The organism is Paraburkholderia sp. EG286A, assembly GCF_040965375.1.
GTDB lineage: Bacteria > Pseudomonadota > Gammaproteobacteria > Burkholderiales > Burkholderiaceae > Paraburkholderia.
The window spans coordinates 94,641-106,351 of the sequence record NZ_JBFRCB010000010.1 but is presented as its reverse complement, the minus strand read 5'-3'; the positions used below and the strand labels follow the sequence as shown (position 1 = coordinate 106,351).

General features: G+C 66.0%; 11 protein-coding genes. 7 read left to right on the top strand and 4 right to left on the bottom strand.

From position 1 onward, the window contains the following. Nucleotides 1–54 precede the first annotated feature (54 nt). From phnY to AB4Y35_RS35375, 7 genes are all read left to right on the top strand, one after another. Nucleotides 55–1,503: a phosphonoacetaldehyde dehydrogenase gene (phnY, locus tag AB4Y35_RS35405; protein WP_368708064.1), complete on the top strand. Its 1,449-nt coding sequence runs from the start codon at nt 55–57 to the stop codon at nt 1,501–1,503. Between the two features lie 89 nt (nt 1,504–1,592). After that, a complete protein-coding gene (locus AB4Y35_RS35400) occupies nt 1,593–2,624 on the top strand; it encodes a 2-aminoethylphosphonate ABC transporter substrate-binding protein (RefSeq protein WP_368708063.1) in 1,032 nt (343 codons plus the stop codon). Further along, entirely contained in the window at nt 2,624–3,778 is a 1,155-nt protein-coding gene (locus tag AB4Y35_RS35395; RefSeq protein WP_368708062.1) for an ABC transporter ATP-binding protein, read from the top strand. Before AB4Y35_RS35400 ends, AB4Y35_RS35395 begins: the two co-directional genes overlap by 1 nt. After that, entirely contained in the window at nt 3,771–4,667 is an 897-nt protein-coding gene (locus AB4Y35_RS35390; RefSeq protein ID WP_368708061.1) for a 2-aminoethylphosphonate ABC transporter permease subunit, read from the top strand. The genes AB4Y35_RS35395 and AB4Y35_RS35390 overlap by 8 nt, the downstream gene beginning before the upstream one ends. Beyond that, nucleotides 4,651–5,448, top strand: a complete 798-nt coding sequence (locus AB4Y35_RS35385) for an ABC transporter permease subunit (protein ID WP_368708060.1) — start codon at nt 4,651–4,653, stop codon at nt 5,446–5,448. Before AB4Y35_RS35390 ends, AB4Y35_RS35385 begins: the two co-directional genes overlap by 17 nt. After that, nucleotides 5,448–6,878 carry an aspartate aminotransferase family protein gene (locus AB4Y35_RS35380; protein ID WP_368708059.1) on the top strand — a complete coding sequence of 477 codons (1,431 nt, stop codon included), beginning with the start codon at nt 5,448–5,450 and terminating at the stop codon, nt 6,876–6,878. The genes AB4Y35_RS35385 and AB4Y35_RS35380 overlap by 1 nt, the downstream gene beginning before the upstream one ends. A gap of 27 nt (nt 6,879–6,905) precedes the next feature. Next, complete coding sequence (locus AB4Y35_RS35375; RefSeq protein WP_368708058.1) at nt 6,906–8,546, top strand: Na/Pi cotransporter family protein; 1,641 nt, start codon at nt 6,906–6,908, stop codon at nt 8,544–8,546. A 25-nt stretch (nt 8,547–8,571) separates the two neighbouring features. Here AB4Y35_RS35375 and AB4Y35_RS35370 read toward each other — a convergent pair whose 3' ends face one another. From AB4Y35_RS35370 to AB4Y35_RS35355, 4 genes are read right to left on the bottom strand one after another with little or no spacing between them, the layout of a single operon-like run. Further along, complete coding sequence (locus AB4Y35_RS35370; RefSeq protein WP_368708057.1) at nt 8,572–9,468, bottom strand: LysR substrate-binding domain-containing protein; 897 nt, start codon at nt 9,466–9,468, stop codon at nt 8,572–8,574. A 32-nt stretch (nt 9,469–9,500) separates the two neighbouring features. After that, nucleotides 9,501–10,226 (bottom strand): amino acid ABC transporter ATP-binding protein, encoded by a 726-nt coding sequence (locus tag AB4Y35_RS35365; RefSeq protein WP_368708056.1) that lies wholly within the window; start codon nt 10,224–10,226, stop codon nt 9,501–9,503. A gap of 39 nt (nt 10,227–10,265) precedes the next feature. Further along, the gene (locus AB4Y35_RS35360; protein ID WP_368708055.1) at nt 10,266–10,922 is read right to left on the bottom strand and encodes an amino acid ABC transporter permease; all 657 of its coding nucleotides are present in this window, start codon (nt 10,920–10,922) and stop codon (nt 10,266–10,268) included. Next, complete coding sequence (locus AB4Y35_RS35355; RefSeq protein ID WP_368708054.1) at nt 10,922–11,680, bottom strand: amino acid ABC transporter permease; 759 nt, start codon at nt 11,678–11,680, stop codon at nt 10,922–10,924. Before AB4Y35_RS35355 ends, AB4Y35_RS35360 begins: the two co-directional genes overlap by 1 nt. Between the last annotated feature and the right edge of the window lie 31 nt (nt 11,681–11,711).

Below are 11,711 nucleotides of genomic sequence, written 5' to 3'. Positions count from 1 at the left end.
CCGCTCGCATTCGCGAGGGGGCGTGCCCAACCGGATTCTAGAACGAGGTATGCGATGAACGTCATGACCAAACCCGCATTCAGGCAGGAGTCCATGCGCATCGCCGGCCGGCAGGTCTCGACCGACGAAGTGATCGAAGTCTTCAACCCCTATACGAACGAAGTGGTCGGCACCGTGCCCGCGGGCCGCCCCGAACACGTCCAGGAAGCGTTCGCCAAGGCCCACGCCGCACGTCCGCACCTCACGCGCTTCGAGCGCCAGCGCATCCTCCAGACCACCGCCGAAGCGCTGCGCGACCGCAAGGAGGACTTCGCGCGCCTCATCACCGCGGAGTCGGGTCTGTGCTGGAAAGATTCGCTCTACGAAGCAAGCCGCGCCTATGACGTCTGGTCGTTTGCCGCGCAGCTCACGATCAAGGACGACGGCGAAGTCTATTCGTGCGACATCAGCCCGAACGGCAAGAACCGCAAGATCTTCACGACGCGTCTGCCGCTGCTCGGCGTAATTTCCGCCATTACGCCGTTCAACCATCCGCTGAACATGGTGAGCCACAAGCTCGCGCCGGCCATCGCGACCAACAACCGGGTGGTGCTCAAGCCCACCGAACTCACGCCGCTCACCGCGCTCGCCCTCGCCGACGTGCTCTACGAAGCGGGCCTGCCGCCCGAGATGCTGAGCGTCGTGACCGGCAATCCGCGCACGATGGGCGACAGCATGATCACGGACCCGCACTGCGACCTGGTCACGTTCACCGGCTCGGTACGTGTGGGCAAGTACATCGCGCAGCACGCGGGCTACCGCCGCACCGTGCTGGAACTGGGCGGCAACGACCCGCTCATCGTCATGGAAGACGCCGACCTCGACCGAGCCGCGCTGCTCGCGGTGACGGGCGCGACCAAGAATTCCGGCCAGCGCTGCACGGCGGTCAAACGCATTCTCGTGGTGGAAAGCGTGGCGGATGCCTTCGTCGAACGTGTGCTCGTGCACGCGAAGAAGCTCAAGTGCGGCGACCCGATGGACCCGAGCGTCGACGTGGGCACGGTCATCAACGAAGCGGCCGCGCAACTGTTCGAGCGCCGCGTGGCCGACGCCGAAGCGCACGGCGCACGCGTGCTCTACGGCGCCCCCCGCCAGGGCGCGCTGTTCGCCCCCACCGTCGTCGATCACGTGCCCTACGACTGCGAACTCGTGCGCGAGGAGACCTTCGGCCCGGTCATCCCGATCATTCGCGTTCCCAACCAGATCGAAGACATCATCCGCATCTCGAACTCGACCGCCTACGGCCTCTCCTCGGGCGTCTGCACGAACCGGCTCGACTACACGACGAAGTTCGTCAACGAACTGGAGGTCGGCACCGTGAACGTCTGGGAAGTGCCGGGTTACCGCACCGAGATGTCGCCGTTCGGCGGCATCAAGGACTCCGGCAACGGCTACAAGGAAGGCATGGTCGAGGCGATGAAGAGCTACACCAACGTCAGGACCTGGTCCATGCCCTGGGAGTAACGGCAGCAACCGGCAGGATTGCGACGCAAGCCGCCAGCGCGCGGCCCTACGAGGTTTTTTTCAGCATCCGAACTCAAGGAAGGTTGAATATGAAAACTCAACTGATCGCCGCGGTGACCTGTGCCTTCGCCTTCGCAGCGGGCTCCGTGCATGCACAATCCGGCGTCGTGACCATCTATAGCGCGGACGGTCTGCACGACGGCACGCCGAGCTGGTTCGGCAACCAGTTCGAAGCCTTCACGAAGGCAACGGGCATCAAGGTGCAATATATCGAGGCCGGGTCGAGCGGCGTGGTGGATCGCCTCGGCAAGGAGAAGTCGAATATTCAGGCCGACGTGCTCGTGACGTTGCCGCCGTTCATGCAAAAGGCCGCGGCCGACGGCCTGCTGCAGCCCTACTCGCCGGCTGGCGCCGACAAGATCGCCGCGCGCGACAAGGACGCCAAGGGGCTGTATGTCGCCATGGTCGACAACTACCCCACGTTCATCTACAACTCCGCGGTGCTCAAGAGCGCGCCCAAGGCCTACACGGATCTGCTCGCGCCGCAGTTCAAGCAGAAGGTGCAGTATTCGACGCCGGGCCAGGCCGGTGACGGCACCGCGCTGATGCTGCAGACCTTCCACGCGTTCGACGGCAAGGATGGCGGCTTCGCGTATCTGCGCAAGCTCCAGGTGAACAACCTTGGGCCGTCCGCCTCCACGGGCAAGCTCACGGCGCTCGTGAACAAGGGCGAACTCTACGTCGCCAACGGCGATCTGCAGATGAACCTCTCGCAGATGCGCGACAACCCGAACATTGCGGTCTTCTTTCCCGCAGGCCCGAGCGGGCGCCGCGCCACCTTCTCGCTGCCCTACTACATCGGTCTCGTCGCCGGCGCGCCGCATACGGACAACGGCAAGAAGCTGATCGACTTCCTGCTGAGCGCCGAGGCCCAGCAGGACGTGAGCAAGTCCGCCTATGGCATGCCCGTGCGCACCGACGTGCATCCCACCGACGCCAACTTCAAGACGCTCAGCGCGATGCTGCAGGGCGTCGAAATCTGGGAGCCCGACTGGAACCAGGTCATGCACGACCTGAAGTCCGACGTGGCAACTTACAACCAGGCGATCTCGAGCAACTAATGGCCAATACCTTCACCATGGAACGCGGGCCTGCGCAGCAGGCCCCCGCGGTGCCGGCGGCGGTTGCGCACGGCGCCAGCGGAATCGGCTTCGAGAATGTCTCGGTGACGTACGGCGGCCAGACCATTCTCGACTCGCTCACGCTCACCGTGAAGCCCGGCGAGATCGTCGCGCTCATCGGCCCCTCGGGCTCCGGCAAGACGACCGCGCTGCGGGCCGTCGCGGGCTTCGTGCAGCCGAGCGCGGGACGCATCGTGATCGGCGAGCGCGACGTGACGCGCTTGCCACCGTATGCACGCAACATCGGCATGGTCGTGCAGAACTACGCGCTTTTTCCGCACATGCGCGTGGAAGACAACGTCGCCTTTGGCCTGCGTGCACGCGGCACCGATGCGGACACGATCCGCTCGCGGGTGCCCGAGTGCCTCGGCCTCGTCGGCATGTCGAAGTATGCGAAGCGCTATCCGCGCGAACTCTCCGGCGGCCAGCAGCAGCGCGTGGCGATCGCGCGTGCGCTCGCCATCCAGCCCCAGGTGCTGCTGCTCGACGAACCGCTCTCCGCGCTCGACGCGCAGATCCGGCGCTCGATGCTCGACGAGCTGGCGAAGCTGCATCGCAGCCTGCCCTCGCTGACCGTGCTCTATGTGACGCACGATCAGACCGAGGCGCTCACGCTCGCGAACCACATCGGCATCATGCGCGACGGCAAGCTGGTGGCCCACGGCGAGACCCAGGGGCTCTACCGGCATCCGCCGAACCGTTTCGCGGCGGAGTTCCTCGGGCGTGCGAACGTGTTGCCGGCGCAACAACTGGAGCCCACGACCGACGGCTTCGCGCGGGTGCGCTGCGGCGACTTCTCGATCGTCGGGCGCAATCATCACGGCCTGCCCGCCGCCAGCGCGTGTTACGTGTGCGTGCGGCCGCACGACCTGCACTTCAGGCCGCGCACGGAAGCGTCCAATCGCGTGACGGGCGTCGTGCAGAGCGTGCAGTGGCTCGGCGAACTACACAGCGTCGTGCTCGATGTCGGCGGCGAGGCGCTGCGTCTCACGCGTGCGCCGCTCGAAAGTCCGCCGGAGCCCGGCACTGCGATGTCCGTTCATTTCGACGCGGCAGATGTCACGCTCGTACCGGAGGTCGAAGGCCATGGCTGATCTCGTCATTGCACCGCCCGCGCCGGCCGGCCGCTCCCCCGCCAGCTGGCGCGGCCTCTGGATCGCGCCGCCGCTCGTGGTGCTGGCGGCGATCTTCTTCTACCCGTTCGGCCTCATCGCGCTGCAGGCGCTGGGCGGCGGGGCCGACTCCAGCACCCACACGCTCACGCTCGCGAACTTCGCCGCCGTGCTGCATACGCGACAGTTCCTGAGCGGGCTTTATCACACGATCGCCATTGCGGTCAGCGCGTCGGCGGGCTGCCTCGTGCTGGGCTTCGTGTTCTCGCTCGTGATCGCGTTCGTGCCGTTTCCCGGCGCGCGCTTCGTCGGTCGCCTGATCGATACGTTCATCGCACTGCCAACCTTTCTCGTCGCGCTCGCCTTCACGTTCGTGTACGGCTCGGCGGGTCTGTTGAACCAGTCGCTGATGACGTTCTTCCACCTGAACCTGCCGCCCGTCGACTTCCTGTACACGCAGTGGGGCGTCGTGCTCTCCGAGGTCACGGTCTATACGCCGTTCATCATGCGCCCGCTGCTTGCCTGCTTCTCGCAGATCGACAACGCGCAGATCGAAGTGGCGAGCAGTCTCGGCGCGAAGCCGCTGCGCATCATCCGGCAGATCATCCTGCCCGCCGCGCTGCCCGCGCTGCTCGCCGGCGGCAGCCTCTGCCTGCTGCTGACCGTCAACGAGTTCGGCATCGTGCTGTTCATCGGTGCGAAAGACGTGATCACCCTGCCGCTGCTCATCTACGGCAAGGCGATTCAGGAGTTCGACTACACCACGGCCTGCGTGATCGCCGTCATCAACATCGCGCTGTCGCTCGGGCTCTACGCCTGCTACCGGACAGTCGTGTCACTTTGCGGAGGTCGCCGTGCTGCTTTGGGCTAAATGGGCAAAGGTGTCGACCTGGAGTGCGACGGCGCTGCTATTCGCCGCGATCTATGGATTGCCGGTCGCGATGATCGCGCTCGCCAGCGTGAGCGGACAGTGGAACGGCATCCTGCCGAGCCACCTCACGCTCGCCCACTACGCGCGGGTGTTCCACACCGATTCGGCCGACCAGTTGCGCGTGAGCGTGCTCACCGGGGCGCTCGCCAGCGCGGCGGCGCTCGTGAGCGGCACATGGGCGGCACTCGCGCTGCGCGGCATGAAGGGCATGCCGAAGCGCGTGCTCGACGTCGTCTTCTTCGTGCCGAGCGCGGTGCCGTCGGTCTCCATCGGGCTCGGGCTGCTCGTCGCGTTCAGCCAGCCGCCCGTGTTGCTCAACGGCACGGCGTCGATCGTGTTTCTCGCCCACTACCTGCTGATTTCGGCGTTCACGTATGGCAACGTGTCGGCGGGGCTCTCGCGGCTCGCGCCGGAGTACGGCGAGGTCGCCGAAAGCCTCGGCGCGCGACCGTTCTACCAGTTGACCCGCGTGACACTGCCACTCATCGCGCCGTATCTGCTGGCGTCGTTCAGCCTGAGCTTCGCGTTGTCGATGGGCGAGCTGGGCGCGACGCTGATGATCTACCCGCCTGGCTGGGTCACGCTGCCCGTCGGCATCTTCGCGCTGTCCGACCGTGGTGCGATCTTCGACGCGTCGACCCTCACGATGGTGCTGGGTGGCGGCACGCTCCTCGTGCTGCTCGCGCTCTCGCGCGTCTCGACCAAAGCGGCGGTGCGCTGATGAGCCCATCGAGCCTCGCATCGATGAACGCCCACAGCGAGCACGTGGACCGGGTGGTCGCCCAGTCGGAGAGCGACACGAACCTCACCGGCCGCCGCCGCGCATGGCAGCGCGAAGCGCTCGATGCGCGCAGCAGCGCGCTGCTCGCGCGCGATGCCGCGGCGTTCCTGCGCCAGTCGGTCTCTACGCCGTGCCTGAACGCCATTGCGAAGGCGGAAGGCATCTGGATCGAGGACGTCGCGGGCCGCCGCTACATGGACTTCCACGGCAACAACGTGCATCACATCGGCTATGGCCATCCGCGCCTCAAAGCCGCTATCGCCGCGCAGATGGATGCGCTGCCGTTCGCGCCACGCCGCTATGCGTGCGAGAGCGCGGTCCTGCTCGCCGAAAAGCTCGCCGCAATCGCGCCGGGCACGCTCTCCAAGGTGCTGCTGACGACTGGCGGATCCGACGCCAACGAAGTGGCGATCAAGCTCGCGCGCACGGCAACGGGGCGCTTCAAGACGCTCTCGTTCTGGGACGCGTTCCACGGTGCGGGGATCGGTGCATCCAGCCTCTCGGGCGAGGCGCTGTTCCGCTCGGGGCCGGCCGCGCCGCTCGTGGCGGGCTCCCAGCACGTGGCGCCGTTCGCCTGCTACCGATGCCCCTACGGGCACGACTGCGACGAGCGCGGCGCGCCGCGGCTCGACCAGTGCCGCATGGCTTGCGCGAACATGGTCGACTACGTGCTCGAGCGCGAAGGCGACGTGGCCGCCGTGATCGCCGAACCCGCGCGCTGCGTGCCTTATCTGCCGCCGCCCGGCTACTGGAAACGGGTGCACGAGGCCTGCCGCCGGCACGGCGCCTTGCTCATCTTCGACGAGATCCCGACCGGCCTCGGCAAGACGGGGCGCATGTTCGCCTGCGACCACGACGGCGTCGTGCCGGACATCCTCGTAATGGGCAAGGCGCTCGGCGGCGGCATCCTGCCGATCGCTGCCTGCATCGCGCGGCCCGAACTCGACGTCGCCGGCGACTGGGCCTTCGGCCACTACACGCACGAGAAGAATCCGGTCACCACGCGCGCGGCGCTCACCACGATCGAGATCATCGAGGACGAGGGGCTCGTCGAGAACGCCATGCGTGTCGGCGCGCTCGCGCTCGAGCGGTTGAACGAGATGAAGCGCCGGCTTCCCGCCATCGGCGACGTACGCGGGCGCGGGCTGATGCTCGGCATCGAACTCGTAAAGAGCCGCACGGACAAGACGCCCGACCCGGACCTGGCCGAGGCGGTGCTGTACCGCGCGCTCGATCGCGGCCTGTCGTTCAAGACCACGATGGGCAACGTCCTCACGCTCACGCCGCCGCTCACCGTCACGGCCACGCAGATGCTCGATGCGCTGACGATACTCGAGGAGGCGATCGAGGCAGGCGTGCAAGCGATGTAACCAAAAACAACACAAAGGAGGCGCCGGATGATCCTGATCGTGCTTCATCTCGCGGGCGGTGTCGCACTGCTCACATGGGGCCTGCACATGGTCGAGTCCGGGCTCATGCGCGCGTTCGGGGCGTCGCTGAGGCGCTTCATGGCGCGCAGCCTCGGCAACCGCTTCAACGCGTTCTGTGCGGGACTCGCGATCACCGGCGCGCTGCAGAGCAGCACGGCAACCGGCATGATCGCGTCGTCGTTCGCGGCGCGCGGCCTGATGGGCTCGGTGACCGGACTCGCCGTGATGCTCGGCGCGAACGTGGGCTCGACGCTGATCGTGCAGGCGTTCTCGCTCGACCTCAGCTGGATCTCGCCCGCGTGCCTGCTGATCGGCATGGCCTTGTTCGAGAGGGGCAAGGGCTCGCGCAACCGCGATATCGGCCGGGCATCGATCGGCCTCGGACTCATGCTGCTCGCGCTCACGCTGCTCGTCTCGACGGTGCAGCCCGCGGAAACCGCGCCCGCGCTGCGTACGGTGCTCGGCGCGCTGTCTGGCGAACCCGTGCTCAACGCCGCGCTGGCGTGCGTGCTCACATGGGCCGCGCATTCGAGCATTCCGGTCGTGTTGTTCGTGATGTCGCTCGCAAAGCTGCATACCGTGCCTCTCGACATCGCGATCGCCATGGTGCTCGGCGCGAACGTCGGCAGCGCGCTCAATCCGTACTTCGAGGCGGCGAAGGGCGACGACCTCAGCCGCCGCAGGCTGCCCGCCGGCAACCTGCTGCTGCGCGGCGGCGTGTGCGTGCTGCTGCTCGCCGTGTGCTCGCCGCTCGCGCGCCTGCTCGACACGCTGCCCGGCGACGCCAGCCGCACGATTGCCGATTTTCACACCGGCCTGAATGTCGCCATCGCGGTCGTGTTCATCGGGCTGCTCGATCCGGTCGCGCGACTGCTGGAGCGCATGATGCCCTCGCCCGCCGCGGGCGACGACGCGGGCTCGCCGCGCTACCTCGATGAAAGCGCCCTGCAGTCTCCGCCGCTGGCGCTGGCGTGCGCGGCGCGCGAAGTGATCAGGATGAGCGAGATCGTCGAGGCCATGCTGCGCGAGAGCGTGCCGGTGCTGCTCGCCAATGACCGCCGCGCGGTGAGCGATATCGCGAGCCGCGACGACACCGTGGACGTACTCCACGACGCGATCAAGCGCTACGTCACCGAACTGACCCGCGAGCCGCTCAGCGAGGAGGACCGGCGCTGGGCGTCGGACATCATGACCGCCGTGATCAATCTCGAGCATATCGGCGACATCATCGACAGGAATCTGCTCGAGATCGCACAGAAGAAGATCAAGATGCAGCTGAGCTTTTCGGCCGAGGGCACCGAAGAGCTGCGCATGCTGCACGACTCGGTGATCGACAGCTTTCGCCGCGCTCAGGCCCTGCTCGTGTCGGGGCGGACGCAGACCGCGGCGCAGCTCATTGCCGACAAGCAGGCCCTGCGGCAACTCGAACGATCGACGCGCGAACGCCACCTCGAGCGGCTGCGCGAAGGCCAGCCGGACAGCCTGGCCTCGAGTTCGCTGCACCTCGACGTGCTGCGCGATCTCGTGCGCATCCAGTCGCATATTTGCGCGCTGGCCTATCCCCTGCTGGAACGCGACAAGGCGGAGGAAGCGGCGGCGCAGACTTGAGCGTGCGCCGCTAGCCTGGCGGTTGCTATAGCGGCGCAAGCGCCGGTTGTGGTTGGTGATTCCGTGCCATCCACTCGCTGAAGAGCTTCACCTTCGGCTGATGTGCCACGCACTCGGGATAGACAAAGTAATAGCGCGCGCCCGTTTCGATCACCGTGTCGAACGGCATGACGAGCCGCTTCGCCACGAGGTCGTCATCGACCAGCGTGCGGTCGCCGATCGCGATGCCGAAGCCTTGCATGGCCGCGTTCGTCGCCAGGTCGAGTGTCTCGAAACTCGGCCCCAGGTTCGCGTCCACCTGGGTCGCGCCGACCTGATCGAGCCACTGTCGCCAGTCGCGATGGTCTCGCGTCGGGTGCAGCAGCGTGAATTGCGAGAGATCGTCGAACTGGGCGAGCGGCTTGCTGTTCAGCAGTTCCGGCGCGCACACCGGCGTAATCTGCTCGTCGAAGAGCGGCACCGCGTGAACATCGGCCCCTGGGGACGAACCGTAGATGATCGCGGCGTCGAACGGCTCGGCCTGGAAGTCGACGTCATGCTGCCAGGTTGCCGTGATCTGCACCAGCAAGTCGGGGTGCTCGCCCTGAAACCGCATGATGCGCGGCAACATCCAGCGCATGATGCAGGTCGGCACCTTCATGGCGAGATCGGTGCGCTGCCGCGTCAAGCGCGCCGACGTCTCCTCGATACGCGCGAGACCTTCCTTCACGACGGGCAGCAGCATCTCGCCTTCGGTCGTGAGGGTGAGCCCCTTCTTTCCCCTGATGAAAAGCGGAAACTTGTAGTAGTCCTCCAGCGAGAGGATCTGCCGGCTCACCGCGCCCTGCGTGAGACACAGATGTTCCGCGGCACAGGTGAAGCTGCGGTGGCGGGCAACCACTTCGAACACCTGCAGTGCGTTGAGGGGAGGAAGGCGTCGCATGGGATTCGCGTTTCCGGTTTGACGGAAGCGGCCTAGTGAAGGATCTTTGAAAGAAAGTCCTTCGCGCGGCTCGACTTCGGCTGCGCAAAGAACGCCTCCTTGAGATCGTCTTCGACGATACACCCCTGATCCATGAAGATCACGCGATTCGCCACCTTCTTCGCGAAGCCCATCTCGTGCGTCACGCACATCATCGTCATGCCTTCCTGGGCGAGTTCGACCATCACGTCCAGCACCTCGTTGATCATCTCCGGGTCGAGTGCCGAGGTTGGCTCGTCGAACAGCATGGCGATCGGGTCCATCGACAACGCGCGGGCGATCGCGACACGCTGCTGCTGACCGCCGGAGAGCTGGCCGGGAAACTTGTCCGCATGCGCGCGCAAGCCGACGCGATGCAGCAGCCCCAGGGCCTTTTGCGCAGCCTCGTCCTTCTGCCGGCCAAGCACCTTCACCTGCGCGAGCGTGAGGTTTTCGGTAATCGACATATGCGGGAAGAGTTCGAAGTGTTGAAAGACCATGCCCACTTTCGAACGCAGTTTCGACAGATTGGTCTTCCTGTCGCCCACCGACTCGCCGTTGATCATGATCTCGCCGTTCTGAAACGGTTCGAGGCCGTTGACCGTCTTGATGAGCGTCGATTTTCCCGAGCCCGACGGCCCGCACACCACGACGACTTCGCCTTTTTTCACTTCCGTCGTGCAGTCGGTGAGCACCTGGAACTGACCGTACCACTTCGATACGTTGCTAATGGTAATCATGTGGAAACCTGCTTCTGAAAAGCGTTGAAGTTCATGCGTTCAGCGGTGACGGGCACGCTGGTAGCGGCCTTCGAGCACGCGCGCATACCACGTGAGCGGAAAACACATCGCGAAGTACAGCAGTGCGACCATTGCGTAGATCGGGAACGGACGAAATACGGCGTTCGTGATCATGGTTCCGGTCTTGGTCAGCTCGGTCAGGCCGATGATCGACGTGAGCGCCGTACTCTTCACCACCTGCACGAGAAAGCCAACCGTGGGCGGCACGGCGATCTTCCATGCCTGCGGCCAGACGACGTAACGCAGTTGCTGAGGCCAAGTCATGCCGAGACTGGCCGCGGCGCTCCACTGCCCTCGTGGCACGGCTTCGACGCAGCCGCGCCAGATGTCGGCCAGGTAGGCGCTCGTGTACAGCGTGAGCGTCACCGTTGCGGCCAGCCACGGCGACACTTCGATTCCCACGAGCGGCAGCCCGAAGAACGCGAGAAAGAGCTGCATCAGCAGTGGCGTGCCTTGAAACAGCTCGACGTACAGCACGGCGATGCGACGCAGCCAGGCCAACGGCGACACGCGCATGGCCAGCAGCACGAGGCCCGCGACGCCGCCCCCAACGAATGCGCAAAGCGAGAGCAGGACGGTCCAGCGCGCGGCGAGCAGCAGATTGCGCGCGATATCCCAGAGAGTGAACTCGACCATTACGGACGCTCCTTCGAAAGGCCGGATGCCGCCATGCGGGCGCGACCGGAAAACCACGCGCGCAGGGTTGTGCGCGAGGCGCCGGCGCCGCGCGCCGTGCGTCCGGCGAAGAGGCCCTTGCCGAGCCGGTTGATGAGCAGCCGCAACACGATCGACAGCAGCAGGTAGATCACCGTGACGATCACGTAGCTCTCGAACGAACGGAAGTTGCGCGACTGGATGAAGTTGGCTGCGTAGGTCAGGTCGGGCACGGAAATCTGCGAGACGACGGCCGAGCCGAGCATCACGATCAGCACCTGGCCCAGCAGTGCCGGGAAGACGTTGGCGAGCGCCTGGGGCAGCACGACATGGCGGAAAACCTGCCGCCCCTGCAAGCCGAGCGCCATGGCCGCCTGGCGCTGGCCGCGAGGGACCGAGTCGATGCCGGCGCGCACGATCTCGGTCGCGTAGGCGCCCAGATTCACGGTCATCGCCAGTACCGCCGCCTGCATTTCGTTGATTTGCACGCCCAACGCCGGCAGCCCGAAAAACACGAAGAACAGCTGCACGAGAAAAGGCGTATTGCGGATCAGCTCGACGTAGGACGCCACCAGCGCGCGCACCCACCTCGGGCCCGCGACGGCAAGGCTCGCGCCGGCAATGCCGAGCACGCCGCCCAGCACGGTCGAGACGGCAGTCAGGCCGAGCGTCACTTCCACGCCGCGCGCGAGCATGCCCGCGTAAAGACCGAAGTCACTAAAGTCGAATGTGTAAGTCATCGCTGCGCCGTCTGTCGTCAGGTAAGCGGGA